Here is a 25,359-nt window from a genome sequence, read left to right as displayed (position 1 = left end):
GCCCCGGAAAAGCGGGAGGTGGCGGGGATCACGCCCCACTGTGGCGACTATCCTTTCCGATGGTTGTTCTACCGGGTAACGAAAAAGCTATGATTGGTCTGCTGTGGTTCTTTTTTCATTGGTGGCTACACACGCCGACATCGATCTTGAAACCGTTGCTCAGTTGAGCAACGGTTCCTCCGGGATTGCCGCTTCCGCGCTCACTGAATCACCCGCCGTCGCCGGCGCGGTGGTCCTGGCCACGTGCAACCGTTATGAAATCTACGGCGAGGCCGCCAATCCGAACGATGTTGAAGCGGCCCGGGCCGCCCTCGTCTCGCGGATCAGCGAGGCCAGCGGACTGGCGGAGCCGCTCGTGTCCCGCTCCTTCAGCACCCGCACCGGGCCTGAGGTGACCCAGCACCTGTTTGCCGTCAGCGCGGGGCTGGACTCCGCCGTCGTCGGTGAGCGCGAGATCGCCGGGCAAGTTCGCCGCGCCCTCATTACCGCACAGCACGACGGTACTGCCAGTGCCGGACTCGTCCGGCTGTTCCAGGCCGCGTCCAAAACCGCCAAGGATGTGGGCGCGCAGACTGCCCTGGGTTCGCGGGGCCTGTCCATCGTTTCGGTGGCACTGGACCTGGCCACTGACCTTTCCGAAAACCCGGACTGGTCAACCAAGAAAGTTGTCCTGTTCGGAACCGGCGCGTACGCAGGCGCCACCATGGCCCTGCTGCGTGAGCGCGGCTGCACTGACATCTCTGTTTTCTCCTCCTCCGGCCGTGCCGAAGGGTTCGTTGCTTCCCGCGGAGGTGCCGCCCTGGACGTGGAGTCCCTGCGCCCGGCGGTGGCCGCTGCCGACGTCATGATCGGCTGCAGCGGTTCGGACACCCGGGTCGAGGCCGATGAACTGGCCCAGGTCCGCGCGGAGTCGCCGCAGCCCCTGATCGCCATCGACCTGGCGCTCACCCACGACTTCGATCCCGCCGTCGGCGAACTGGATGGCGTTGAACTGCTGACGCTGGAATCGGTGCGCCTGGCCGCCCCGCAGGAGCAGGCGGAATCCCTGACCCAGGCCAGCGGCATGGTCAAGGGCGCGGCAAAGGCCTTCGAGCAGGAGCGCGAAGCCCGCTCGGTGGACTCCGCCATCGTTGCCCTGCGGCGCCACACCATGAGTGTGCTGGACGCGGAGATGGAAAAGGTCCGTGCCCGGCACGGGTGCACCGCTGCCGCCGAAGAAGTCGAGTTCGCGCTGCGCCGCATGGTCAAGCAGTTGCTGCACGTCCCCACGGTCCGCGCCCGCGAACTCGCGGCGAACGGCCAGCAGGACGACTACGTGGCGGCCCTGGAGGCACTGTACGGCATCACCGTCGAGCAGCCCGCCGCCACCGCGCCGGCCGCCGAGTGCCCGGTGGACCACAAGGGCCGCGAAACCGCCTGAGTGCTTTCCCCGACGCCCCATCACCATTTGCCCCTAAATCGGAAACGCCCCATCACTTTCTTCAGGGAAGTGATGGGGCGTTTCTTAAAAAGCCGCTAAAGGTGATGGGGCGTCTGGGTCAGTAGACCGGCTTTTCGGGTTCCACCTCCCGCACCCAGGCCAGGATCCCGCCGTCGAGATGGCTGACCCGCTGATACCCGGCTGCCCGGGCGGCCGCCAGCACGCTGGCGGACCGTGTACCGGCCTTGCAGTGGAACACGATATCCCGGTCCTGCGGAAGTTCGTCCCAGGCCTCGCCGGCCAGGATACGTCCCTGCGGGATCAGTTTTGCCCCGTCGATCCGGACGATGTCGTACTCCCCCGATTCCCGGACGTCCACCAGTTCAAAGTCCTTGAGCCCGGCTTGGCGCGAGGCCAGCATGGTGGCCAGCTGGGTGGCCGTGACCGTGTGTTCGGTGTCCGACGGGGAGGCCGGGGCGATGCCGCAGAAGGCCTCGTAGTCGGTGAGTTCGGTGATGGGTTCGGCGGCCGGGTCCTTCGCTACCCGGATCTCGCGCCAGCTCCCGCCGAGGGCGTCAAAGAGGGCCACGCGGCCCAGCAAAGAGCGCCCGACGCCGGTAATCAGCTTCACGGCTTCGGTCACCATGAGCGATCCCACGGCGGCGCACAGCATGCCAAAGACCCCGCCCTCGCCACAGGACGGGACGGAACCGGCAGGCGGGGCCTCGGGGTACAGGTCCCGGTACGTGGGTCCATGCTTCTCCCAGAACACGCTGACCTGGCCGTCAAAGCGGAAGATGGAGCCCCACACATAGGGCTTGCCGAGGATGGCGGCGGCGTCGTTCACCAGGTAGCGGGTGGCGAAGTTGTCGGCACCGTCGAGAATGAGGTCGTAGCCGCTAAACAGTTCCAGGGCGTTGGACGAGTCCAGGCGCACGTTGTGCAGCCGGACGTCCACCAGCGGGTTCAGCCCGGCAATGGCGTCGCGCGCCGATTCGATCTTGGGACGGCCCACATCGCTGACGCCGTGGATCACCTGGCGCTGCAGGTTGCTCAGGTCCACGACGTCGTCGTCGATGATGCCGATGGTTCCCACCCCGGCCGCGGCGAGGTAGAGCAGCGCGGGTGCTCCCAATCCGCCGGCGCCGATCACCAGCACCTTGGCGTTCTTGAGCCGCCGCTGCCCGAGGGCGCCGATCTCGGGAATGATCAGGTGCCGGGAGTATCTTTCGACCTCGGCGGCCGTGAGGTCGGCGGCCGGTTCCACCAGCGGATCCAGGGAGGGTGACGCAACATTTGCGGTGAAAGACGAAGCCATACTTCAATGTATGCCCCGGGATACCGCCGGGTCATATTACCCCGCAGTAAAGTGAAGGGTAACTGCAATGGAAAGAAGGACAACTGTGGTCCCTGAAGCACGGGCAGACCGCCCGACCGCCGCCGAACCGCAAGCTCCCTCCCGCCCCGCAGGCCAGCGGTCCGCCCGGCTGCCCCGGGATGAGCGCCGCGCACAACTCCTTGCTGCGGCCCAGGAGGTGTTCGTAGCCAACGGTTACCACGGCGCTGCGATGGATGAGATCGCAGAAACCGCCCACGTGAGCAAACCGGTGCTGTACCAGCACTTTCCGTCGAAGCGCGAGCTCTACCTCGCGCTGCTGGAAAGCCACCTGGCCTCGCTCACCGAACTGATGCTGGGCGCCCTGAACTCCACCACAGACAACGATGAACGCGTCCAGGCAGTCATGCGCGCCTACTTCCACTTCATCGCCAATGACGACCAGGCCCACCGCCTGGTGTTCGAATCAGACCTGATCAACGACACCGATGTCAGCTCCAGGCTGGAAACCTTCAACCGGACCTTCGCCGACGCCATTGCCAGGGTCATTGCGGAGGACACCAAGCTCCCCCACCTGGAAGCCCAGCTGCTGGGCCGGGGCCTGGCGGGAATGGCGCAGGTCAGCGCCCGGTACTGGCTGGAAACGGACGGCAACCTGGACCTCGATGTGGCCAGCGACCTCATCTACCGTTTAGCTTGGCGCGGAATCTCTCGCTTCCCCAAAGAGTCCTAGACTACAAATAAGACAACACCTCGTAGAAACACGAGAACTTTCACAGGCTGGGAGGCCCCCTTGGAGATTAAGATCGGCGTTCAGAACGTTGGCCGCGAAATCGTGCTGGAATCAACCCAGGATGCGGAGACCGTGGCCAAGGTGGTTGGCGAAGCCATTAATGGGGGCAGCGAACTGCGCCTGAAGGATGACAAAGGACGCCTGATCATTGTTCCGGGCAACGCACTGGCTTACGTGGAAATCGGTGCCGAGGAGATCCGGCGCGTAGGTTTCGGGCAGTTCTAGTCCGGGCCTGCTGCAGGCCCTTCGTTCTTCAAGGAGATCCATGCTTTCGCTGACCATCGTGGTGCTGGCAACCGTCGCTGCGGGCTTCGTTGTCTGGGCCAATGACAAGCGGCACTCCAAATACGGCGCGGCCCTGCCTGCCGGTGTTGCCGTGGGTGTTGCGGCGCTGGCCTGGATCATCCTGATGACCGCGGGCTTCGGCTACCTTCCGGGAACCACGTGGCTTCCCTGGGTGCTGCCGATGGTTCTGGGCGTCGCCGCTGCCATCGCCGCTGTGGTCTACCTGGGCCGCACGCGCGCCCGCCGCGATACGGAACGCCTCACCGTCATCCTGCGGCGCTGACCGCCCGCAAGTTAGGACATGCGCGTGTGGCCACCACCCTGCAGGGTGGTGGCCACACGCGTATGTTCCGGGTTTCAGAGGAACTCCGCCCTGCCTTCCATCGCCGACGAGGCCAAGGCATGCTCCCGTCGCGGGATGCGCCCGGCTGCCCGGGCCATCCTGCCGGCGAGCACTGCATGCTTGAACGCCTCGCCCATGAGTGCAGGGTTCTGCGCCCGCGTCACCGCCGTGGCCAGCAGCACGGCGTCGCAGCCCAGCTCCATGGCCAGCGCCGCGTCCGATGCCGTGCCAATGCCGGCGTCCAGCACCACCGGCACCGAGGCACGGGACACGATGAGCTCGATATTGTGCGGGTTCAGGATTCCCAGGCCTGTCCCAATCGGGGCTCCGAGCGGCATGACGGCGGTGGCGCCAAGGTTCTCCAGCCGCAACGCCAGTACGGGGTCATCGTTGGTGTAGGCGAAGACCTTGAACCCCCGGTTAACCAGCTGCTCCGTGGCTTCCACCAGTTCGACAGCATCGGGCAGCAGGGTCTGCTCATCGGCAATGACTTCCAGCTTCACCCAGTCGGTCTCCAGGGCCTCCCGCGCAAGCTCCGCCGTAAGGACGGCATCCCTGGCCGTGAAGCAGCCTGCGGTGTTGGGCAGCACCCGGATCCCGTGGTCCACTAACAGCTGGAACAACGAGCCGGTCTCCGCAGTGGAGTACCGGCGCATGGCCACGGTGGTCAGGGCGGTGCCGGATGCCAGGAGTGCAGCGCCCAGGCCGTCCAGGCTGGGTGCCCCGCCGGTGCCCATGATCAGCCGGGATCCAAGGGCGACGCCGTCAATCACCAGGCCGTCGGCGGCCCCGGGATTCCCGGCCGGGTTGATGGTGCCTGTTTCGGTCATGGTGTCAGCCTCCCTGTACTGCTGTGACAAGTTCAATGTCGTCGCCCTCGGCGAGCGCCGTGGCGAACCATTGGCTCCGCGGCACCACCTGGGCATTATGGGCGACGGCGACCCCCAGCTTCCCGCCGTCGGTCGCCTGGCCGTTCGGTGCCAGCGGGCGTCCGGTGACCTGGCTGACGAGCGTGGTGATGGAGGTGCCGTCCGCCACCGTGTGGGTGTTTCCGTTCAGGGTGATGTTCACACTGTCTCCTTGGTGTGGTGGTTTGTGCGGGCGGCGGCCGGACGCGAGAACCGCTCCGGACTGAAGGGCGCCCAGCGCGGGTCGGCATGCCCGTCCAGCAACCCGGCGCAGATGGCTGCGGCAGCGGGAGTGAGCAGCACCCCGTGCCGGAAGAACCCGGTGGCGATGATGAGTCCGGGGACGTGCCCGGCCTTGTCGCCTGCAGATCCGGGGGCCGCCGGCACGCGGCCCAGCAGCGGCGCGTTGTCGGGGGTTCCGGGCCGGGCCCTTGCGGTGCACTCCAGCAGCTCCAGTTCGGCGACGGCGGGCACCAGCGCCTGGGCATCGCGCAGCAGCTGATAGACGCCCCCGGCGCTGACGGCATCGGACAGCGCGTCCTCGCGCTGGGTGGCTCCGATGACCACGGTCCCGTCCTGCCGGGGAACGATGTAGACGGGGACACCGTGCACCAGCCCGCGCACCGTGGACGTCACAAGGGGCTGGAGGTGCTGCGGAACGGCGAGGCGGAGGATGTCTCCGTGTACGGGGCGCAGGGGCAGGTCGAGGCCGTCGGGCAGGCCGCCCAGGTCCCCTGCCTGCAGCCCGTTGGCCACGATCGTTTCCGTTGCCAGGACGGTGCCGCCGCCAGCCAGGCTGGCGCCGACGACCCTTCCGCCCTCCCACAGCAGGCCGCCGGCCCGGTCCGGCACGGCGTACCCTTCCACCGCCCCTGCAACAGCCAGGCCAGGCTTCCCGCGGACGGCACCGGCGAGGGCCTGCCGCAGGGCAGCCAGCAGGCGGCGGGGATCGACCTGGTGGTCCGCAGGCGTGTCAAGGGCGCAGGCTATCGCGGGGCTGAGGAGTGGCTCGCGTTTGCGGGCGTCCCGCACGGTGAGTGGTTCCACGGCAAGTCCGTTGGCCTGCTGTACGGCGCGGAGGTCCATCAGCGCGCGGCGGTCCGCGGCGTCGGCACCCACGGCGAGTGTCGGCGTCGTCAGGTATCCGGAACCGGAGGTGGCTCCTGCGATGCCTGCGGCGAAACCGGGCCAGCGGGAGGAAGCGTCAAGCATCAGTTCCAGGAGGTCCTCCTCCTGGTAGTGCAGTTCGCTGACGGGGGCCAGCATTCCTGCGGCGGCCCAGCTGGCACCGCTTCCGGGCGCGTCATCGATCAGGGCCACGGAGCGGCCGGAGCGCTGCGCCTCCCAGGCGATGCCATGGCCCACCACTCCGCCGCCGATGACGGCGACGTCCGCGCGGACCGTGGAACGGGGGGCACTGGACGGCCCGGCACGATGGTCAACGGGGGTGCTCATAAGGTTCCTTCCCTACGCCGGCATTATCCGGATCAGGTCAAGCGGTCGGCTCTGACGCCCTCTCAGCCCGGCGCTTTGTGACAGCTGCCGCGGGCTCCCGCAGTACCAGGCCAGTTTAGAGGAACTAGGCTTGCAGGCATGAATGTGTCCGCTTCCTCCCTGCCCGCAGGCCCCCACGCTCCAGCAGCCCCGGCCGGCATAGCCGAAGTTGCCAACGCCGGCCACAACGACGCCCTGAAGGCGGCCCGCCTGTACCTGTGCACCGATGCACGCACTGCGCACGGCGACTTCGCGGAGTTTGTGGACGCCGCGTTTGCCGGCGGCGTGGACATCATCCAGCTGCGGGACAAGACCATCGAGGCCGCCGAGGAACTGGACCTCCTGGCGGCGTTGAAGGAGACCGCGGTACGCCATGGCCGGCTGTGGGCCGTCAATGACCGCGCCGATATTGCCGTGCTGTCCGGGGCGCCGGTGTTCCACATCGGCCAAAAGGACCTTCCGCTGGCTGCGGCGCGCACGCTGGTCAACGGCAACGCCGCCATCGGCCTCTCCAGCCACACCACGGGCCAGGTCGACGCCGCCCTCGCTGCGACCGGCGGCCCGTCCGGGCTGGACTACTTCTGCGTTGGGCCGGTATGGGCCACACCCACCAAACCCGGCAGGGCCGCCGTCGGGCCTGAACTGGTGAAGTACGCCGCCGATGCCTCCGGGCAGGCCGGGGATCCGGTGCCGTGGTTTGCCATCGGCGGCATCGACCACGGGAACGTCCGCGAGGTGGTGGCGGCCGGTGCACGCCGGATCGTGGTGGTCCGCGCCATCACCGAGGCCGCCGACCCCGCGGCAGCCGCTGCCTCGCTCCTCGGCGCGCTGGACGGCTGAGACTGCTTAATCCCGGGACTTGGCGCTACGCTGAATTTTGTGTCGCATCATCGGTTGGCCCCTAACGTCCGTGACCACAGGAACGCCTTGGAAGAGGCGCTGGGCCTGCTGCGGACCGAACTTGAGCTGCCCGGGCCGTACCCTGCCGACGCGGTGGAAGACGCCCGGGCCGCCGTCGCGGCGTTGAAGCTGCCGTCCTACGACCTGACCGCCGTCGAGTTCGTGACTATCGATCCGGCGTCCTCCACGGACCTGGACCAGGCAGTCTTCATCGAACCGGACGGCACCGGCTACCGCGTCATGTATGCCATCGCCGACGTCCCCGCATTCGTTGCACCGGGCGGGCCGCTGGACGCCGAGACCCGGCGCCGCGGACAGACGTTCTACGCTCCGGACGGCCGGATCCCGCTGCATCCGGAGGTGATCAGCGAGGGGGCCGGCAGCCTGCTGCCCGGCCAGGAGTGCTCGGCTTTCGTCTGGGACTTCACGCTCGACGGCGAAGCGTCCGTGATTACCGTCGGCGTCCGGCGGGCGCGGGTCCGCAGCCGCGACAAGCTCAGCTACAAAAGTGCCCAGGCCGCCCTCGACGCCGGGACCGCCCCACCCGTCCTCCGGCTGCTCCGCGAGGTGGGGCTGAAACGCGTGGCGCTGGAACGGGCACGGGAGGGCGCCAGCCTGAACATGCCCGAGCAGGAAATCGTCCAGCTGCCGGACGGCGGCTACCGGATTGACGCCGTCCCGCAGCTTCCCGTCGAGGACTGGAACGCGCAGATTTCGTTGATGACCGGAATGGCAGCCGCGCAGCTCATGCTTGAGGGCAAGGTGGGCATCCTGCGCACCATGCCCGCACCTGACGAACGGTCGCTGCGGCACTTCCGGCTGCAGACAGAGGTGCTGGGCAGGCCGTGGGACGGGCAGGTCAGCTACGGCGAATACCTGCGGTCGCTCGATCCCACCGACCCGCGCCAGCTGGCCATCATGCATTCGGCCGGGATGCTGTTCCGCGGCGCGTCCTACACCGCCTTTGACGGCACGGTCCCCGAAGACGGTATCCAGTCCGCCATCGGCGCCGCCTACGCCCACACCACGGCGCCGCTGCGCCGCTTGGTGGACCGGTTCGTGCTGGTCATCTGCGAGGCCCTGAGCAACGGCGGCGATGTTCCCGGCTGGGCGCGCGAAGCCCTGCCCCTGCTTCCGGGCATCATGGCAGGATCGGACCAGCTGGCGTCAAGGATGGAGCGCCTGGCCCTGGATACCGTGGAAGCGGCACTGCTGCTGAACCACATCGGGCAGGAATTCGATGCGATCGTCATCTCCGGATCCAAGCCGCAGAACGGGAACGGCAACGGGAATGGCAAGAATGGAAATGGGAACGGCAGTTCGGGGATTATCCAGATTGCCGAACCGGCGGTGACCGCTCGGTGCGCCGGGGAGCTGGAGTCCGGCACCAAGGTCCGGGTACGGCTGGTTTCCTCCGATATCACCACCCGGCAGATCCACTTCGAGCTCGTTTCCTGAACGGCAGGCGGCCCCCAGGCGGTCCGAAACCGTGTTTTTGTGCCCTTACGGCTAGACTGGAGGGGTAGAATTGGATGCCCGGTCGTTGATTTCCTTGATTTGAAACCAACAAGCCCGCCCCTACGCGATCTTGAGAAGTACCCGTTGGTCACCAGTGCCAGCATTAGATAGCCCGCGATCGGCTTCCACTGGAATCGCTTGCGCGCCTGAGCGTGCTCCGGAACGGCCAGCCCTGGCCGGCCCGTTGAGCAGGCAGCGCCATTGCCTAAATGAATAAGGAAACTCCCCTGTGAGTGAATTGCATACCCACCAGCTTCTGAGCGATGAGTCCGGCACGGAAACCATCGAGCCGGAAGAAACCATCGTCTCGGACGAAAAGCCGCACGAGATCGCGGAGAAGTCCTTCGCCGACTACAACGTCCGCGCCGACATCGTCGAATCGCTGGCTGACGCCGGCATCACCCACCCGTTCCCCATCCAGGCCATGACCCTGCCGGTGGCCCTGGCCGGACATGACATCATCGGACAGGCCAAGACCGGCACCGGCAAGACCCTCGGGTTCGGCATTCCCGCCCTGCAGCGCGTCATGGGCCAGGACGATCCCGGATACGCCACGCTGGCCGTCCCCGGAGCCCCGCAGGCGCTGGTGATCGTTCCGACCCGCGAGCTTGCCGTGCAGGTGGCCAGCGACCTTCAGACGGCCTCCCGCAAACGCAATGCAAGAATCACCACTATTTATGGTGGCCGCGCGTACGAGCCCCAGGTCGACGCCCTCAAGCAGGGTGTCGAGGTAGTGGTGGGCACCCCCGGACGACTAATCGACCTCTACAAGCAGAAGCACCTGAGCCTGAAGAACGTGAAGCTCGTGGTCCTCGACGAAGCCGACGAAATGCTGGACCTCGGCTTCCTGCCGGACGTTGAGACCCTCATCGCCGGCACGCCCGCAGTCCGCCAGACGCTCCTGTTCTCGGCCACCATGCCCGGCCCGGTCATCGCCATGGCGCGCCGCTACATGACCCAGCCCACCCACATCCGGGCAGCCGATCCGGAGGATGAGGGCCTGACCAAGCGGGACATCCGCCAGCTCATTTACCGGGCACACAGCATGGACAAGGCCGAAGTGGTGGCACGCATCCTGCAGGCCCGTGGCCGCGGACGGACCATCATCTTCACCAAGACCAAGCGCACCGCTGCCAAGGTTGCCGAGGAACTGGTGGACCGCGGGTTCGCTGCCGCCGCCATCCACGGCGACCTGGGCCAGGGCGCCCGCGAGCAGGCGCTGCGCGCGTTCCGCAACAACAAGGTCGATGTCCTGGTGGCCACGGACGTGGCTGCCCGCGGCATCGACGTCGATGACGTCACCCACGTGATCAACTACCAGTGCGTGGAAGACGAGAAGATCTACCTGCACCGTGTGGGCCGCACCGGCCGCGCCGGCAACAAGGGCACGGCCGTGACCTTTGTTGACTGGGACGACGTTCCCCGCTGGGCCCTGATCAACAAGGCCCTGGGCCTGAATGTGCCCGAACCCGTGGAAACCTATTCGTCCTCGCCGCACCTGTTCACCGATCTTGACATCCCCGAGGGCACCAAGGGCCGCCTGCCCCGCGACAAGCGCACCCTGGCCGGGGTTGACGCCGAAGTACTCGAAGACCTCGGCGAAACCGGCAAGAAGAACAGCCGCAGCAGCCGCGAAGCCGGCCGGTCACGCGACCGGGACGGACGGGCCCGTGGAAAGGCCGACGCCGGCAAGGGCGGCAGCCGCGAAGGCGGCCGCAGCAGTGACTCCGCTGGACGCTCAGGCGAGCGCCGTCGTCGTACCTCAACTCCGGAGACCACGCCTGCCGGCGAGGCCGCCGCACCCGCACCCGCACCCGCAGCCGACGGCGAAAAGCCGAACCGCGCCCGCCGCACCCGCACGCGCACCCGCCGCCGCAACGGCGAAGTGGTGGCCGGCGCGGACAACAGCAGCCGCCCCGGCGCCTCCGAGGCCTAACCGCCCTGATGAGTGACACTGTTTGGGCGCCGGACGGCGGCAGCCTGGTGGTGCACGCGGACAACGCGGCGTACCTGCCCACGCTGCCGGACGGCGCCTTCACGCTGATCTACGTGGATCCGCCCTTCAACACGGGCCGGCCGCAGCAGCGCCAGGAAACCCGGATGGTGCTCAACGCCGGGGGCGAGGGCGACCGCGTCGGTTTCAAGGGCCGCTCCTACGACACGATCAAGGGCGCCCTGCACCGCTACGATGACGCGTTCAGCGACTACTGGTCCTTCCTGGAACCCCGGCTGGTGGAGGCGTGGCGGCTACTGGCCGACGACGGCACCCTGTACCTGCACCTGGACTACCGCGAGGTGCACTATGCCAAGGTGATGCTGGACGCCATCTTCGGCAGGGAGTGCTTCCTGAACGAGATCATCTGGGCGTATGACTACGGCGCCCGGGCCAAGAACCGGTGGCCCACCAAGCATGACAACATCCTGGTGTACGTCAAGAACCCCGCGAAGTACCACTTCGACAGCGCCGAGGTGGACCGCGAACCATACATGGCGCCCGGCCTGGTAACCCCCGCCAAACGCGAACTGGGAAAGCTGCCCACCGACGTCTGGTGGCACACCATCGTCTCGCCCACCGGCAAGGAAAAGACCGGCTACCCGACGCAGAAACCCGAGGGCCTGGTCCGCCGCGTCGTCGCCGCGTCGTCGCGTCCCGGGGACTGGTGCCTGGACTTTTTCGCCGGCTCCGGCACCCTGGGGGCGGTTGCGGCCAAGCTCGGCCGGAAGTTCGTGTGCGTCGACCAGAACCAGCCGGCCATCGACATCATGGCCAAGCGGCTTGGTGCGCACGCCACGCTGACCTCGTTCCTGCCCGCCGGTTAGCGCGGACTGCGCCCTAAGGCCGGACGACGGCGGTTCCCGTGCCCTGTTCCTCGATCCGCGCCAGCATGTCCGGGGCCGTGAGGTTTTCGCCGAGCAGGTTGGGCTTGCCGGTGCCGTGGTAGTCAGAGGAACCGGTGATCAACAGGCCATGCCTGGCGGCGAGCCTGCGCAGGAAGTCCCGGCCCTCTTCCGGATTGTCCCGGTGGTCGATCTCCAGGCCGGCCAGGCCGGCGTCGATCATCTCCCGGTAGGTCCGCTCCCCTACGATCCGCCCCCGGGCGGAGGCCACGGGATGGGCAAACACCGGCACGCCGCCGGCGGCACGGACAAGGTCGACGGCGGTGGCCGGGTCCGGGGCGTAGTGCGGGATGAAGTAGCGGGACCGGGAGGTGAGGATCGAGGCGAACGCCTCGGAACGGTCCTCCACCACACCCGCGGCAACGAGGGCGTCGGCGATGTGCGGGCGGCCAAGGGTGGCGCCGGGCGCAACATGGTGGATTACGTCGTCCCAGGTGAGCGGGTAGTCCTCGGCGAGGATGGTGACCATCCTCTCGGCGCGGGTCAGGCGGGAGTCCTTGGCCTTGGTGATTTCCTCGAGGAGCCCGGGATGGGTGGGGTCGTGCAGGTAGCTCAGGAGGTGGACGCTGATGCCTTCCTCCGTCCGGCAGGAGACTTCCATGCCCGGTACCAGGGCCACCCCGCAGGTGGCTGCGGCCGCGGCGGCTTCCGCCCAGCCTGCCGTTGAATCGTGGTCCGTCAGGGCCACCACGTCCAGTCCCGCGCGGGCAGCAGAGGCCATGACATCGGCCGGGGTCTCGGTGCCGTCGGAGACGTTGGAGTGGGCATGCAGGTCAATCCTCACTTATCCAGCGTAGTGGACCGGGGACGGGAGACCGGGGAGGCCCGTTCGCATAGCCGGGACGCTGGTGAGACGATGGTGCCGTGAACGATGCCGAAAACACCCAAAACTCTGCTTCCCAGCCGCTGGAGGACCGCGTCAACAACCGCTCCCAGCGGCCCAGTTCCAACGCCTTCAAGGCCTTCATGGCCAGCAACTGGGCACCCTCCACCCAGGAGCTCCCCCAGCGCGATGCCGTCGCCCCTTACGCCGCAAACCGGCGCAAGGCCATCTCGGCCCAGTTCAAGGGCGAACGGCTGGTCATCCCCGCGGGGCCGCTCAAGGTCCGCTCCAACGACTGCGACTACCGCTTCCGCCCGCACTCCGGCTTCGCGCACCTGACGGGCCTCGGCCTGGACCACGAACCGGACGCAGTCCTGATCCTGGAACCGGTGGAAGAAGGAACGGGCGACGACGGCGCTAACCACCGCGCGACGCTGTACTTCCGGCCGCTGGCCGGCCGGGACACCGAACAGTTCTACGCGGACTCGCGCTCCGGTGAGTTCTGGATCGGGGCCCGCCCCACCCTCGAAGAATTCGAGGCCCGGCTTGGACTGGCCACCGCCCACATCGACCAGTTGGAAACGGCAATCACCAAGGACGTTGGCGCCCCGGAGATCGGCGGAATCTCCATCCGCCTGGTCCGCAAGGTTGACGAAAACATCGACGCACTGGTGGACACGGCCCGGTACAACACGGCCAAGGATCCCGAGAACCTGGACCTTGAAGTGCTCGATGCCCTGGACGAGAAGCTCAGCGAAGCCCTCTCCGAACTGCGCCTGCTCAAGGATGAGTGGGAAATCGAGCAGATGAAGATCGCCGTGTCCGCCACGGTCGAGGGATTCGAAGAGGTGGTCAAGGCCCTGCCCCGGGCCCTCACGCATGCCCGCGGCGAACGCGTGGTGGAGGGTGCCTTCTTCGCCCGTGCCCGTGAGGTGGGCAACGAACTGGGCTATGACACCATCGCCGCATCCGGCAACAACGCCACCGTGCTGCACTGGACCCGCAACACTGGGCGCATCCACGCCGGCGAACTGCTGCTCCTGGACGCCGGCGTCGAGGCGGACTCGCTCTACACGGCGGACATCACACGGACGCTTCCGGCCAGCGGGACCTTCAGCGGGATCCAGCGCAAGGTCTACCAGACGGTCCTTGACGCCGCCGACGCCGGATTCGCAGCCGCGCAGCCCGGGACCAAGTTCCGCGACATCCACACAGCGGCCACCACGGTCCTGGCAGAACGCCTCGCCGAATGGGGCATCCTGCCTGTCAGCGTGGAGGAGGCGATCAGCCCCGAGGGCCAGCAGCACCGCCGCTGGATGCCGCACGGCACCAGCCACCACCTGGGCCTCGACGTCCACGACTGCGCCCAGGCCAAGCGGGAACTCTACCTCGACGGCGTCCTCACCGAGGGCATGGTGTTCACCATCGAACCGGGCCTGTACTTCAAGAAGGAGGACCTGGCCATCCCGGAGGAATACCGCGGCATCGGTGTCAGGATCGAGGACGACATCCTCATGGCCGCCGACGGCCCCGTCAACCTCAGTGCCGCCCTTCCACGCAATGCGGAGGATGTGGAGGACTGGATGGCCGGGATCTACCGGACCGAAGAAGCCTAGGCAACACCCAGGCACGAAAGAGCGGGGCCGCCGGATTCAGTCCAGCGGCCCCGCTCTTTGTGTGCGTACCGGTTTCTCCCGTGCGGCGCGTGGACCCGTGGTCCCGGACGCACCGGACCGCGGTTACTGGCGGTCTTCGCCCCGGTGCTGGCCGCCCTGGGCACCATAGCCGGTATCAGTCGGATGGCCGCTACCGTCCTGCGCGTGGTCTCCTGCCGGGTGTTCAGCAGGGCGTTCCGCGGCGTCTTCCATCCCCGGCTGCCCCCCGGCCGGCCCCTGGGGAACGCGGACGCCGTACTGCGGGCGGCCGTCGGGCAGGTCCGGGTAGCGGACCGCGGAACGGACCGGCTGCTGGGCGGCGTGCTGCTGGCCGCCGTCGTAGTGCTGCGGGGGCTGCTGGCCGCTCTGCTGCTGGCTGCCGTCCTCCGGGTACCCGTGGCCTTCCTGCGCCGGTCCGCCCTGGGCTGACGGGCCGGAGGACCTCTGGCCGTAGGGATCGTTCCAGCCGGTGGGACGGGCCGGGCCCTGTCCCTGCTGCTGGTGGTGCTGCTGCTGGTATGGCTGGTTGTGGTAGTCGTGCTGCGTGTACGGGCCGTGGCCGGATGCTGCGTCGGAACGGGACATGGGCAGCTGCTGCAGGAGGCGCCGGGCCTCGTGGGCTGCCTCGGGGGCCACGATCACGTCATAGCTGGTGGCCACCACCTGGCTGGTGGAGGTGAAGTCCCGCTTGCCGCGCTGCATGGCGTAGGTGACGATGCCGAAGAGCATGAAGAACGCCGCGCCCATCAGCACCGAGGTCATGATGGAGAAGTACCCAGGCGACGGGGCGAAGAAGGAGAGCATGACGCCCACGAACAAGCCGAACCACATGCCGCTCAGGGCCCCGGAGAGCGCCACCCGCGGGTAGCTCAGGCGCCCCGTGACACGTTCCACCATCTTCAGTTCGTTGCCCACGATGGACACCATCTGGACCGGGAACTGCTGGTCCGCCAGGTAATCGACCGCCTTCTGGGCGTCGAGGTAGGACGTGTAGGAGCCAACGGTGTCGCCGGTGGGAACAGCCCGGGCATCATCGGGTCCGCTCGCGGCGCCGGGCTTGGGACCACCAAAAATGTTCGACATAAACCCATTCTTGCCCATGAAGGTGGGTGCCGCCTGTAAATTCAGCTAAAAGAGAGCAGACTCGGTAGCCTGTAGTGGTGAGCACAACACCTACCCGCGTCTTCGTGGCACGCCTTCTTGGCCTCGACGTCTTCGACCCGCTGGGCGACCGGCTGGGCCGGCTGCGCGATGTTGTTGTGCTGTCGCGGGGGACCCAGGGAGCCCCGCACGTGGTGGGCATCGTGGTGGAAGTGCCGGGAAAGAAGCGGGTCTTCGTGCCCATGACCCGCATTACCTCGATCGACCAGACCCAGGTTATCTGCACCGGCCTGGTGAACCTGCGCCGCTTTGAGCAGCGCGGGGCGGAAACCCTGGTGGTGGCCGAAATGTTCGACCGGCGGGTCACCCTCCGTGACGGCAGCGGCGACGCCACCATCGAGGACATCGCCATCGACCAGCACCGGTCCCGCGACTGGTTCGTCAGCAAGCTCTTTGTCCGGCGCGGACACTCCCTGTCGCCCTTGAGCCGGCTGCGCCGCAACGAAACGCTGATCATCGACTGGGCGGACGCCCAGCAGGGACCGCGCACCGAGCCACAGGCAGCCACCCAGTTCGTGGCCAACCACGAGGACCTCAAACCCGCCGACTTCGCCGAAGCCCTGCAGGAGATGAGCGACAAGCGCCGGTTCGAGGTGGCCAGCGAACTGCAGGACGAACGGCTGGCAGACGTCCTCCAGGAACTCCCGGAGGACGACCAGGTGGAGATCCTCTCCGCCCTGGATGTCCAGCGCGCCGCTGACGTCCTTGAGGAGATGGATCCCGACGACGCCGCCGACCTTCTCGGCGAACTCCCCTCCGCCCAGGCCGAGGAACTGCTCCAGCTCATGGAGCCCGAGGGCGCCGAGGACGTCCGCCGCCTCCTTGAGTACGACGAGGACACTGCCGGCGGCCTGATGACGCCGGTACCGGTCATCCTGCCCCCGGAAGCCACGGTTGCCGAGGCCCTCGCCCACGTCCGCCGGGAGGAGCTTTCCCCGGCCCTGGCGTCGTCGATCTTCATTGCCCGGCCGCCACTCGAAACGCCGACAGGCCGGTTCCTGGGCGTGGTGCACATCCAGCAACTGCTGCGCTTCCCGCCGTTCGAGGCACTGGGAAACCTGGTGGACAAGAATCTCGAACCGCTGTCGGACCAAGCCCACATCAGCGAAGTGGCCCGGACCTTGGCTACCTATAACCTGAACTCCCTCCCCGTGGTCAATGACGCCGGCCGGCTTGTGGGGGCGGTGACTGTTGATGACGTATTGGATCACTTGTTGCCGGACGACTGGCGCGCCCACGACGGCGAAGCCCCGATAAGAAAGCTCGGTGGCCGTATTGGCTGATAACAGCGCTCCGAAGAACCCCAACCAGCGGAACCTGGCCACTGCGGAATCAAAAGGCAGTCTCGATACGCCCCTAAGCGCGCGCCAGCGGATCCTGCCCAAGTTCAAGCCCGATCCAGACGCGTTCGGCCATGCCACCGAGGGCTTTGCCCGGTTCATGGGCACGCCGCAGTTCCTGGTCTACATGACCGTCTTCTGCATCTTCTGGTTGGGCTGGAACACCTGGGCGCCGGTGGAGTGGCAGTTCGATTCGCGGGACCTGGGTTTCACCCTGCTGACCCTGATGCTCTCGCTGCAGGCATCCTACGCCGCTCCCCTGCTGCTGCTTGCGCAGAACCGGCAGGATGACCGCGACCGCGTCTCGCTGCAGCAGGACCGCCAGCGGGCAGAGCGGAACCTGTCCGATACCGAGTACCTGACCCGGGAGCTGGCCTCCCTGCGGATCGCGCTGCGCGAGGTGGCCACCCGCGACTACGTCAGGGCCGAGCTGCGCTCACTCCTGGAGGACCTCCTTGAAGCACAAGAGGAACTGCGGACCCACGATGACACGGGCCCCGGTTCGCACGAATCCCCCCGTGACAAGGTGAAGGACAAACTCCGCGAACAGCGGGACCGGCAGCGCAACCCCCGCACCCAGCAGATCCCGCGGATCAAGCCCGGCCACTCCACACAGGACCGTTCATGAGCGAACCCATTCCCCGCACGGCGTTGGCTGGGGCAGTCAACGCCGCCCTTGCCACAGTGATCGACCCCGAACTCCGGCGCCCCATCACCGAACTGGGCATGGTGGATTCCGTCCAGGTGGCCGACGACGGCAAGGTCACCGTGGCAGTCCTGCTCACCATTGCGGGGTGCCCGCTGCGGGACACCATTACTGCCGATTCCCAGAAGGCCCTGTCGGCGGTGCCCGGCGTGACCGCCGTCGACGTCCAGCTCAAGGTGATGGACCAGGCCCAGCGTGACGCCCTCAAGGAAAAACTGCGTGGCCCGGGCGGCCAGCGCAGGATTCCCTTCAACGAGCCTGATTCCTTGACCAAGGTCTACGCGGTGGCCAGCGGCAAGGGCGGCGTGGGCAAGTCCTCGGTGACGGTCAACCTGGCCACCGCCCTGGCCGCCCGGGGCCTCCGGGTGGGAATCGTGGACGCTGACGTCTACGGTTTCTCCGTTCCAGCCCTTCTGGGAATCACGCAAAAACCCACCCAGGTGGACGACATGATCCTTCCCCCCGTTGCGTACGGGGTAAAGGTCATCTCCATCGGCATGTTCGTCACCGGCAACCAGCCGGTGGCATGGCGCGGACCCATGCTGCACCGCGCCTTGGAGCAGTTCCTCACGGACGTCTACTTCGGGGACCTGGACGCCCTCTTCCTGGACCTCCCGCCGGGTACCGGTGACATCGCCATCTCCGTGGCCCAACTGCTGCCCAAGGCCGAAATCCTGGTGGTCACCACGCCCCAGGCAGCCGCAGCCGACGTCGCCGAACGGGCCGGCGCCATCGCCACCCAGACGGGGCAGAAAATTGCCGGTGTCATCGAGAACATGTCCTACCTGGAGATGCCCGACGGCGGCCGGATGGAGCTCTTCGGAAGCGGCGGCGGGACGGTACTCACGGAACGGCTCAGCGCCACCGTGGGGGCGGACGTTCCGCTGCTGGGACAGATTCCCCTGGACATTCAATTGCGCGAGGGCGGGGATGCAGGGGTTCCGGTTGTCCTTGGCAGGCCCGGGACCGCGGCGGCTTCCGCCCTGGCCGGGATCGCCGGCCGGCTTGCCACAGCACCGCGAGGCCTTGCCGGGATGAAGCTGGGGCTGCAGCCCCGCTGACCTGCCTAGGTGGCTTCGGTATCGAACGGCGCGGCCTCGCCGGGGGCGAGCCTCTGCACTACCCTTTCCGGGCGCTTTGGTGAGGCATCAGCCGCGGCTGCGGCGCCGGCGACGGCAGCCACGGCGGCGGGAGCGCCCGCGCTGACCGGTTTGGTGTCGTCGTCGAGCAGTGCTTCCTTGATGATGCGGCGGGGATCGTACTGGCGGGGATCGTATTTCTTCCAGTCGACATCGTCGATGTCGATGCCCACTTCTTCCTTGATTTGTTCCCGGGCGCCGTTGGCCATCCGGCGGACTTCCTTGACCAGGTTGGCCAGCTTCTGCGTATATTCCGGCAGCCGCTTGGGGCCGATCACCAGCACACCGATGATCAGCAGAAGAATGAACTCCGGGCCGTTGATTCCAAACACTTTAGGAAGATTACCCTCTCCGGGCTGCGAGTGACGATTCCCATCCGGCGGACGGGTGAACAGTCCGTGTCATTGGGTGAACAGGGCCGCGATCTTGTTGATTCCGCGCTCCAGCCGTGCATCCAGGGGTTCCGCAGCCTGGCCGTCGGGCTGCTCCGGGACGGATGCCGCGACCCCCTCCATGGCGGAATCGGCAAGCCGTTCGAGGATCGGCATGGCGTCGCCGGCCTTGTCCGCGGGCAGGTCGGAGCGGTAGGTGATGGTCAGGCCTGCAGCCCGGTAGGTGGCGGACGCCGGGGACGTGGCCCACGCGTGCGCCGGACCTGCGCCCTGGCTGGCGGGGTGCTGTTCCGTGACCGTGGCGTGATGGGCGCCGTCAGTGAGCTGCAGTTCCACTGCAGGCTCCCCGTCAACCACCAGTGCCCGCGCGGCTTCCAGGTGGAATCCCATGGCCTGGAGGTCCGGACAAGCCCAACCCTCGGAACGGAGGGTGGCGAGCTGCGCGGCACTCAAAGTCCTGCCATCAGCGGGAGTTTGGGACGAAACGTGCGAGAAAGCAGCCTCGGGCCCGGCCTGTTCGCTGGCGGTGGGGTCCCCAGCTGCGGTGAACGCACCGACGGCCAGCACCCCGGCGGCCGCCATGGTTCCGCCCGCGGTCAGGGCCAGCGCCCGCGCTGCGAGGCGCGAGGTGCCGCCTTGGGGTACCGGCGCGGGCGGCTGGGCGGCCAGTTCGTGGGTGCGGGCCAGCAGGCGGGCGGTCAGGTCCTGGCTGGCGGGCGGGATGGGAGCATCGCGGAGGCGCTCCAAGTATTGCCGTTCCCGGCGCAGGGTGGCGGCACACTCCTGGCAGGCCTCGAGGTGGCTGCCGGTGCGCTGATGCCTGCCGCCAAAAGGAAACTGGGACCTCATATGCCGATCAGAGGATGCCGGCGATGCGCGGCATCGAAAGCTTGCGGCGGGACTGCTGCGGGCGTGGATCGCGGTGGGCCAGCTTCTCGCGGAGCATGGTCCTGCCACGGTGGATGCGGGACCTGACGGTGCCCAGCTTGACGCCCAGCGCCTCGGCTACCTCGTCGTAGGAGAGCCCCTCGAGGTCGCACAGGACCACGGCGGCACGGAAGTCCGGCGGCAGCTCTTCCAGGGCAGCCTGTACGTCCAGGTCCAGGTTGTTCAGCTCGAAGCTTTGCTCCGGTCCCGGCTCACGGCCGGGCAGGCGGGACTCCGCGTCCTCTGCCAGGGCGTCGAAACGGATGCGGGTCCTGCGCCGGGCCTGGTCAAGGAACAGGTTGGTGGTGATGCGGTGCAGCCACCCATCAAGGGTTCCGGGCTTGAAGTTCTCCAGCGAACGGAACACGCGGACAAAGACCTCCTGGGTGAGGTCCTCGGCGTCGTACTTGTTTCCGGTCAGGCGGTAGGCCAGCCGGTACACCTTCGCGGAGTGGTTGGTGACCACTTCTTCCCAGGTGGGACGGACCCACTCATCGTCGGGATTGTTTACTGCAGGGACAGGTGCCACTACTGAAGATGACATCGTCCACTCCCCTCGTGGAATGCTAACGCCCGGATACTGTTGACATCTCTGATTCGGCGCCGGTCACCTTTTGGATGAGCGGAAATCAATCATGTCAAACTTGGCTGGGAATTTCCTGATTACCTGCAAACTTCAGCGTTCGGCGCAACGGCTGCTTTCCGTCCCGGCAGGGCCGGACACAGTAGGCTTGGGGGGACATTCCCTTTACGCCCAGAAAGCGATTATTCATGAGCGCCGACAAGTCCAGCAGCTGGTCCTATGCAGAAGATCTGCCCGCTGAGGATGAGGTAATGCTTCGGGCGCGGGAACGTTCCTTTGAACTGGGGGTCAGCGCCATCAGCCCCGGAGTGGGCGCTGTCCTCACGGTATTGGCCGCTGCCTCGAAAGCCCAGACCGTCGTGGAGATCGGCACCGGCGCCGGCGTCTCGGGCGTCTGCCTGCTGCGCGGCCTCGGCGCACACGCCGTCCTGACCACCATCGATGTGGACGTGGAGCACCTGCGGGCTGCCCGCGAAGCGTTTGCGGAGGCCGGCAGCCCCGCCAACCGGACCCGGACCATTTCCGGCCGGGCGGGTGACGTCCTGCCACGGCTTACGGACGGCGCCTACGACCTTGTCTTCATCGATGCGGACAAGCCGGGCCTGCCAGGCTACGTGGAACAGGCCATCCGGCTGCTCAAGCGCTCAGGGTTGCTGGTGATCAACGATGCGCTGGACAAGGACAAGGTAGCCAACCCTGCCGGCCGCGAGCCCAACACGGTGACCCTGCGGCAGGTGGGCAAGGCAATCCGCGACGACGACAGGCTGGCATCCGCCATGCTCCCCACCGGCGACGGCCTGCTGGTCGCGGTTAAGAAGTAGTTGCTGCATAAAGGTCAGGGTGCGCAGCCCGCGGGCTGCGCACCCTGACCGGCACGACTATTCGGTAACGCCTACCAGGCATTCCTTGAGGTTGGCTGCTTCGGCAGCGTTCAATTCGACCACCAGGCGCCCGCCGCCTTCGAGCGGGACCCGCATGATCAGGCTTCGGCCCTCCTTGGTGACTTCCATTGGGCCGTCGCCGGTGCGTGGTTTCATAGCCGCCATGAGGAATTCCCCTCCATTTTGTCCCAGGACTAATCAGCCCGGGCGGGCTGCGTCCGCATGTCGATCAGGCCGCTGTGGCGGGGTGGTTGGCACCACCGCCAATGCTGCGCGTTTTCTGAATGCTTATGTCCTTGCTTACCTATCATTATCGCGGAATTACCCGCACGTAGCTAATCGATGGACATTTCCGTCAACGTGTCATTCCCGCCCTGACCTGCATTAAAGCCCGTTTTTGCTACGGCGGATAATCCCCTCCGCCGGGCAGTTGCGCCCAGGCCCACAACCATACGATCCAGACGATCTGCAGCAGCAGGAACATGGCCACCACCGTCCCCCGGTACGCCCTGGAACGGGACAGGAACACGGCGCCCAGGGCCAGCGGAAACAGTGGCAGCAGCATCCTGAAGGTGCTGGTCTGTGGGTGCAGGAACGCCAGCAGGTAGCCCATGTAGCAGGCGCACCAGAGCCGAAGTTCGACGCCGAGCCGCAGCACTGGCGGCAGATACAGCATCACTGCGAACAGCGCCACGAAGACCAGCGGGGCAACAACACCCAGGACGGGACCGAAAAGTTCGACGCCGGTGTCGAACCAGGGCTTGAACGGAACCAGGTCCTGGCCCCGCCACACGGTTTCCGTCTTGGTGTAGGCCTGAAGGTCGCCGGTCGCCAACCACGCTGCGGCCGGCCAGGCAAAAGCGGACAGCCCGGCGACGGCGGTCAGTCCAGCGAGTGCGGCGAGGTCCCGGACGGAATGTGCGTCGCCGGAAGCGTCCTGACGCCGCCCGCTCCGGACGTACGCGGCGGCATGGAAGACCAGGAGCAGCCCCACCATGGCTGCGAACGGAACACCGACAGGCCTGGACAGGCCCAGCAGGAACACCGCCGGAACAGCCCACAGGTACTGGCGCCGGACCACCAGCAGGAGGGCCCACGCGAGCAGCAGGAGGGACAGCGGCTCGGCGTAAGGGACCTGCAGCACGGCGGAAACGGGAAAGACCGAAAAAAACGCAACACCCCACATGGCCGGGGCGTGGGAGGCTTTCTGCCGGAACAGTGCGTAAACCACAAGGGCCGCCGCCCACCCGGCCAGCATGGCAACCAGGGTGAGCGCAGCAGCAGGCTCCATCCCGGTGAGTCGGCTGAGTCCGCCCGCCAGGGAAGGAAAGAGCGGGTAGAACGCCCAGGTGTTTTCCTGGACGTTGCCGGCTGCGTCCGTGGGAAGGATTGACGGGTAACCGCTGGCAATGACCTGTCCGTACCAGCGGGCATCCCAAATATTGATGAAGTTCCAGTAGTCCGGTTTTGGCGGGAACCACGGGTTGGGACCCTGATGGAGTGCTGCGGCCATGAAGATGCAGGCGGAGGCCAGCCGGGAGCCGCCGTACAGTGCGGTGACCTGGAGCCACCACGGCCAACGGCGGACGGCGGCGGCAGCCCGGTGGGCCACAGTACCGGCGGAGGCCAGCGGGTTGCGGCGGGCCACGGTGCTTACTGGCCGCCCTTGACCGGGGCAGCACCCTCCTGGGCTGCCCGGTTCCCATCCCCTTCCGCACCCGGCTCTTCCGGTGCCATGGCCGGGACCGGGGCGCCGTCGTCGGACGCCTCCCCTACGTGCCGTTCGCCTGCGTCCAGCCGCCCGCGCAGCGCCGCCAGTTCCGCATCCCGTGCGGCCAACTGGTCCCGCAGTTCGTCGAGGACCTGGTCCACCTGGTCCATCCGGTAGCCGCGCAGGCCCAGGGAGAACCGGAGCCGGGTCACATCCTCCGGAACGGCGCGCTCCGGCAGGAGCACCGGCGGAAGGTTTGCCGGCGGCTCGTCCAATCCGCTCAACAGGGCCGGCAGCGTCGTGGCGCCCGACTTGCGGGAGCGCCGTCCCAGGCCGGCCCAAAGAACAGCCGCGACCAGCACGACGGCGAGGAAAACCAGAAAGAAGCTCACGGTCCCATCGTGCCAGACCCGCGCGGCCAAGCAGCGCCGCGGCTACTCCGGCCGCTGTTCGCCGTTCAGCGACGGGGTCACGGCGCCGTGAAGGACCCGGTCCACAGCGTCTGCCGGGTCATCCACCAGCTGGATCAGGTCCAGGTCCTTTTCGGAGACCATTCCTTCAGCCACCAGGGTGCCCCTGATCCAGTCGATCATCGGTCCCCAGAAGTCGATGCCGAGGAGGACGATGGGGAAGGACGTGACCTTCCGCGTCTGGACGAGGACCATGGCCTCGAACAGTTCATCCAGCGTGCCCAGCCCACCGGGCAGGACGATGAACCCCTGCGCATATTTGACGAACATGGTTTTGCGGGCGAAGAAGTAGCGGAAGTTGATGCCCAGGTCCACCCACTGGTTCAGGCCCTGTTCGAACGGCAGCTCGATGCCCAGGCCCACCGACACCCCGTTGCCCTCCACCGTTCCCCGGTTGGCCGCCTCCATGGAACCCGGGCCGCCGCCGGTGATCACCGCAACCCCGGCCTCGGCGAGCTTGCGCCCCACCTGGACGCCCATTTCGTAGTAGAGGCTTCCCGGCTTGGTACGCGCCGAACCGAAGACGCTGACCGCTTTTCCAATGTCTGCAAGCGCACCGAAGCCTTCGACGAATTCGCTCTGGATCCGCAGGACCCGCCAGGGATCGGTGTGGACGAACTGCCCCGGGCCCTTCGTATCGAGCAGGTGCTGGTCCGACATGTCCACTGCCGCTTGCTTGCGCCGCAGCTCAAGGGGCCCCTTACGGCGCGGCTGGGAATTCTTGGCCGGATCTGCATTGATGCTCATTCCCCTAGGCTAACCTCCAACATGAGGTATCTCTTGAATCACGATCAGCAGGAACTTGGGGTGATTGGCGTCATAACCCACTGTTGTTCGCTAGATTCTTTCTATGACTACTCATGTGCCCGGCGATGCTCTCGTCTCCCTGAACGCCGTAAATAAGCATTACGGCCAGCTGCACGTTCTGAAGGACATCAACCTCCAGGTCCGCAAGGGCGAGGTTGTTGTGGTCATCGGGCCCTCCGGCTCCGGTAAGTCCACCCTCTGCCGGGCCATCAACCGCCTGGAGACCATCGAGGGCGGAACCATCAGCATCGACGGGAAAGTCCTCCCCGAGGAAGGCAAGGAACTCGCACAGCTCCGCGCCGACGTCGGAATGGTCTTCCAGTCGTTCAACCTGTTCGCGCACAAGACCATCCTTGAAAACGTCACCCTGGGGCCGATCAAGGTCAAAGGTGTTTCCAAGGCGGCAGCGGAAAAGGACGCCATGGCGCTCCTGGAACGCGTGGGCGTGGGCCACCAGGCTCCCAAGCTGCCGGCCCAGCTCTCGGGCGGCCAGCAGCAGCGCGTTGCGATCGCCCGTGCCTTGGCAATGAAGCCTAAGGTGATGCTGTTCGACGAGCCCACGTCAGCGCTGGACCCCGAAATGATCAACGAGGTCCTGGACGTCATGGTCCAGCTCGCCAAGGAAGGCATGACCATGATCGTGGTCACCCACGAGATGGGCTTCGCCCGCAAGGCGGCCGATCGCGTGGTCTTCATGGCGGACGGCCAGATCGTGGAGGACGCCACCCCGGAGGAGTTCTTCACCAACCCGAAGAGTGACCGGGCCAAGGACTTCCTGTCCAAGCTCCTCACCCACTGACTTACCGAACAACCACACTTCAGATCGCATCCAGGCCGGAAAACCCGCGGCCACCAATGAAAGGAATGTC

27 protein-coding genes and 1 riboswitch are annotated in these 25,359 nt (G+C 66.9%); of the genes, 14 read left to right on the top strand and 13 right to left on the bottom strand.

Annotation, left to right across the window (positions count from 1 at the left end; all coding sequences use genetic code 11):
* Positions 1-103 precede the first annotated feature (103 nt).
* Positions 104-1,420, top strand: coding sequence for a glutamyl-tRNA reductase (locus tag NIBR502771_RS11770; RefSeq protein WP_141159915.1), 1,317 nt, complete (start codon positions 104-106; stop codon positions 1,418-1,420).
* 118 nt (positions 1,421-1,538) lie between these two features.
* On the opposite strand, the gene moeB is transcribed toward NIBR502771_RS11770, so the two are convergent.
* Positions 1,539-2,738, bottom strand: coding sequence for a molybdopterin-synthase adenylyltransferase MoeB (gene moeB / locus NIBR502771_RS11765; RefSeq protein WP_141159914.1), 1,200 nt, complete (start codon positions 2,736-2,738; stop codon positions 1,539-1,541).
* 85 nt (positions 2,739-2,823) lie between these two features.
* Here moeB and NIBR502771_RS11760 point away from each other — a divergent pair, with 85 nt between their 5' ends.
* Genes NIBR502771_RS11760 through NIBR502771_RS11750 form a run of 3 tightly spaced genes read left to right on the top strand, consistent with a single transcriptional unit; the run spans position 2,824 to position 4,117 of the window.
* On the top strand, positions 2,824-3,489 hold the full coding sequence (locus NIBR502771_RS11760) for a TetR/AcrR family transcriptional regulator (protein ID WP_141159913.1): 666 nt from the start codon (positions 2,824-2,826) through the stop codon (positions 3,487-3,489).
* A 60-nt stretch (positions 3,490-3,549) separates the two neighbouring features.
* Entirely contained in the window at positions 3,550-3,774 is a 225-nt protein-coding gene (locus tag NIBR502771_RS11755) for a DUF3107 domain-containing protein (RefSeq protein ID WP_141159912.1), read from the top strand.
* Positions 3,775-3,814: 40 nt separating this feature from the next.
* Complete coding sequence (locus NIBR502771_RS11750) at positions 3,815-4,117, top strand: hypothetical protein (RefSeq protein ID WP_141159911.1); 303 nt, start codon at positions 3,815-3,817, stop codon at positions 4,115-4,117.
* Positions 4,118-4,191: 74 nt separating this feature from the next.
* Here NIBR502771_RS11750 and NIBR502771_RS11745 read toward each other — a convergent pair whose 3' ends face one another.
* The 3 genes from NIBR502771_RS11745 to thiO all read right to left on the bottom strand — a co-directional run bounded on the left by NIBR502771_RS11745 (position 4,192) and on the right by thiO (position 6,540).
* The gene (locus NIBR502771_RS11745) at positions 4,192-5,007 is read right to left on the bottom strand and encodes a thiazole synthase (protein ID WP_141159910.1); all 816 of its coding nucleotides are present in this window, start codon (positions 5,005-5,007) and stop codon (positions 4,192-4,194) included.
* 4 nt (positions 5,008-5,011) lie between these two features.
* A complete protein-coding gene (gene thiS, locus NIBR502771_RS11740; RefSeq protein WP_141159909.1) occupies positions 5,012-5,248 on the bottom strand; it encodes a sulfur carrier protein ThiS in 237 nt (78 codons plus the stop codon).
* A complete protein-coding gene (thiO, locus tag NIBR502771_RS11735; RefSeq protein ID WP_141159908.1) occupies positions 5,245-6,540 on the bottom strand; it encodes a glycine oxidase ThiO in 1,296 nt (431 codons plus the stop codon). The genes thiS and thiO overlap by 4 nt, the downstream gene beginning before the upstream one ends.
* A riboswitch (TPP riboswitch) is annotated at positions 6,533-6,651 on the bottom strand. Its footprint overlaps the gene before it by 8 nt.
* 27 nt (positions 6,652-6,678) lie before the next feature.
* Here thiO and thiE point away from each other — a divergent pair.
* From thiE to NIBR502771_RS11715, 4 genes are all read left to right on the top strand, one after another.
* Entirely contained in the window at positions 6,679-7,419 is a 741-nt protein-coding gene (gene thiE, locus NIBR502771_RS11730; protein ID WP_141159907.1) for a thiamine phosphate synthase, read from the top strand.
* Between the two features lie 39 nt (positions 7,420-7,458).
* Positions 7,459-8,937: an RNB domain-containing ribonuclease gene (locus NIBR502771_RS11725; RefSeq protein ID WP_141159906.1), complete on the top strand. Its 1,479-nt coding sequence runs from the start codon at positions 7,459-7,461 to the stop codon at positions 8,935-8,937.
* A gap of 289 nt (positions 8,938-9,226) precedes the next feature.
* Positions 9,227-10,933 carry a DEAD/DEAH box helicase gene (locus tag NIBR502771_RS11720; RefSeq protein ID WP_141159905.1) on the top strand — a complete coding sequence of 569 codons (1,707 nt, stop codon included), beginning with the start codon at positions 9,227-9,229 and terminating at the stop codon, positions 10,931-10,933.
* Between the two features lie 8 nt (positions 10,934-10,941).
* Positions 10,942-11,817, top strand: a complete 876-nt coding sequence (locus tag NIBR502771_RS11715) for a site-specific DNA-methyltransferase (protein WP_141159904.1) — start codon at positions 10,942-10,944, stop codon at positions 11,815-11,817.
* A gap of 13 nt (positions 11,818-11,830) precedes the next feature.
* On the opposite strand, the gene NIBR502771_RS11710 is transcribed toward NIBR502771_RS11715, so the two are convergent.
* Positions 11,831-12,679 (bottom strand): PHP domain-containing protein, encoded by an 849-nt coding sequence (locus NIBR502771_RS11710; RefSeq protein ID WP_141159903.1) that lies wholly within the window; start codon positions 12,677-12,679, stop codon positions 11,831-11,833.
* A gap of 80 nt (positions 12,680-12,759) precedes the next feature.
* Between NIBR502771_RS11710 and NIBR502771_RS11705 the strand changes: the two genes are divergently transcribed.
* A complete protein-coding gene (locus NIBR502771_RS11705; protein WP_141159902.1) occupies positions 12,760-14,334 on the top strand; it encodes an aminopeptidase P family protein in 1,575 nt (524 codons plus the stop codon).
* A 123-nt stretch (positions 14,335-14,457) separates the two neighbouring features.
* Here the strand turns inward: NIBR502771_RS11705 and NIBR502771_RS11700 are convergent, their stop codons facing one another.
* Positions 14,458-15,456, bottom strand: a complete 999-nt coding sequence (locus tag NIBR502771_RS11700) for a general stress protein (protein WP_141159901.1) — start codon at positions 15,454-15,456, stop codon at positions 14,458-14,460.
* 77 nt (positions 15,457-15,533) lie between these two features.
* Between NIBR502771_RS11700 and NIBR502771_RS11695 the strand changes: the two genes are divergently transcribed.
* From NIBR502771_RS11695 to NIBR502771_RS11685, 3 genes are read left to right on the top strand one after another with little or no spacing between them, the layout of a single operon-like run.
* A complete protein-coding gene (locus NIBR502771_RS11695; RefSeq protein ID WP_141159900.1) occupies positions 15,534-16,817 on the top strand; it encodes a magnesium transporter MgtE N-terminal domain-containing protein in 1,284 nt (427 codons plus the stop codon).
* Positions 16,801-17,502 carry a DUF1003 domain-containing protein gene (locus NIBR502771_RS11690; RefSeq protein WP_141159899.1) on the top strand — a complete coding sequence of 234 codons (702 nt, stop codon included), beginning with the start codon at positions 16,801-16,803 and terminating at the stop codon, positions 17,500-17,502. The genes NIBR502771_RS11695 and NIBR502771_RS11690 overlap by 17 nt, the downstream gene beginning before the upstream one ends.
* On the top strand, positions 17,499-18,641 hold the full coding sequence (locus tag NIBR502771_RS11685) for an Mrp/NBP35 family ATP-binding protein (RefSeq protein ID WP_141159898.1): 1,143 nt from the start codon (positions 17,499-17,501) through the stop codon (positions 18,639-18,641). The genes NIBR502771_RS11690 and NIBR502771_RS11685 overlap by 4 nt, the downstream gene beginning before the upstream one ends.
* 5 nt (positions 18,642-18,646) lie before the next feature.
* Here the strand turns inward: NIBR502771_RS11685 and NIBR502771_RS11680 are convergent, their stop codons facing one another.
* The 3 genes from NIBR502771_RS11680 to sigE form a co-directional block, all read right to left on the bottom strand.
* The gene (locus NIBR502771_RS11680) at positions 18,647-19,051 is read right to left on the bottom strand and encodes a Sec-independent protein translocase TatB (protein WP_141159897.1); all 405 of its coding nucleotides are present in this window, start codon (positions 19,049-19,051) and stop codon (positions 18,647-18,649) included.
* A gap of 69 nt (positions 19,052-19,120) precedes the next feature.
* Complete coding sequence (locus NIBR502771_RS11675; RefSeq protein WP_141159896.1) at positions 19,121-19,960, bottom strand: anti-sigma factor; 840 nt, start codon at positions 19,958-19,960, stop codon at positions 19,121-19,123.
* A gap of 7 nt (positions 19,961-19,967) precedes the next feature.
* A complete protein-coding gene (sigE, locus tag NIBR502771_RS11670; protein ID WP_141159895.1) occupies positions 19,968-20,582 on the bottom strand; it encodes an RNA polymerase sigma factor SigE in 615 nt (204 codons plus the stop codon).
* A 227-nt stretch (positions 20,583-20,809) separates the two neighbouring features.
* Between sigE and NIBR502771_RS11665 the strand changes: the two genes are divergently transcribed.
* Complete coding sequence (locus NIBR502771_RS11665) at positions 20,810-21,442, top strand: O-methyltransferase (protein ID WP_141159894.1); 633 nt, start codon at positions 20,810-20,812, stop codon at positions 21,440-21,442.
* Positions 21,443-21,499: 57 nt separating this feature from the next.
* Here NIBR502771_RS11665 and NIBR502771_RS11660 read toward each other — a convergent pair whose 3' ends face one another.
* The 4 genes from NIBR502771_RS11660 to NIBR502771_RS11645 all read right to left on the bottom strand — a co-directional run bounded on the left by NIBR502771_RS11660 (position 21,500) and on the right by NIBR502771_RS11645 (position 24,430).
* Positions 21,500-21,667 carry a DUF3117 domain-containing protein gene (locus NIBR502771_RS11660; protein WP_009357720.1) on the bottom strand — a complete coding sequence of 56 codons (168 nt, stop codon included), beginning with the start codon at positions 21,665-21,667 and terminating at the stop codon, positions 21,500-21,502.
* Positions 21,668-21,902: 235 nt separating this feature from the next.
* On the bottom strand, positions 21,903-23,150 hold the full coding sequence (locus NIBR502771_RS11655; protein WP_141159893.1) for a hypothetical protein: 1,248 nt from the start codon (positions 23,148-23,150) through the stop codon (positions 21,903-21,905).
* Positions 23,151-23,155: 5 nt separating this feature from the next.
* Positions 23,156-23,605 carry a DivIVA domain-containing protein gene (locus NIBR502771_RS11650; RefSeq protein ID WP_141159892.1) on the bottom strand — a complete coding sequence of 150 codons (450 nt, stop codon included), beginning with the start codon at positions 23,603-23,605 and terminating at the stop codon, positions 23,156-23,158.
* A gap of 42 nt (positions 23,606-23,647) precedes the next feature.
* Positions 23,648-24,430 (bottom strand): TIGR00730 family Rossman fold protein, encoded by a 783-nt coding sequence (locus tag NIBR502771_RS11645; RefSeq protein WP_141159891.1) that lies wholly within the window; start codon positions 24,428-24,430, stop codon positions 23,648-23,650.
* Positions 24,431-24,533: 103 nt separating this feature from the next.
* Here NIBR502771_RS11645 and NIBR502771_RS11640 point away from each other — a divergent pair, with 103 nt between their 5' ends.
* The gene (locus NIBR502771_RS11640) at positions 24,534-25,289 is read left to right on the top strand and encodes an amino acid ABC transporter ATP-binding protein (RefSeq protein ID WP_026265670.1); all 756 of its coding nucleotides are present in this window, start codon (positions 24,534-24,536) and stop codon (positions 25,287-25,289) included.
* Positions 25,290-25,359: the final 70 nt, after the last annotated feature.

Source organism: Pseudarthrobacter sp. NIBRBAC000502771 (assembly GCF_006517215.1).
Classification (GTDB): domain Bacteria; phylum Actinomycetota; class Actinomycetes; order Actinomycetales; family Micrococcaceae; genus Arthrobacter; species Arthrobacter niigatensis.
Note: the sequence above shows the minus strand (reverse complement) of the source record. Positions and strands in the feature narration are given on the sequence as shown.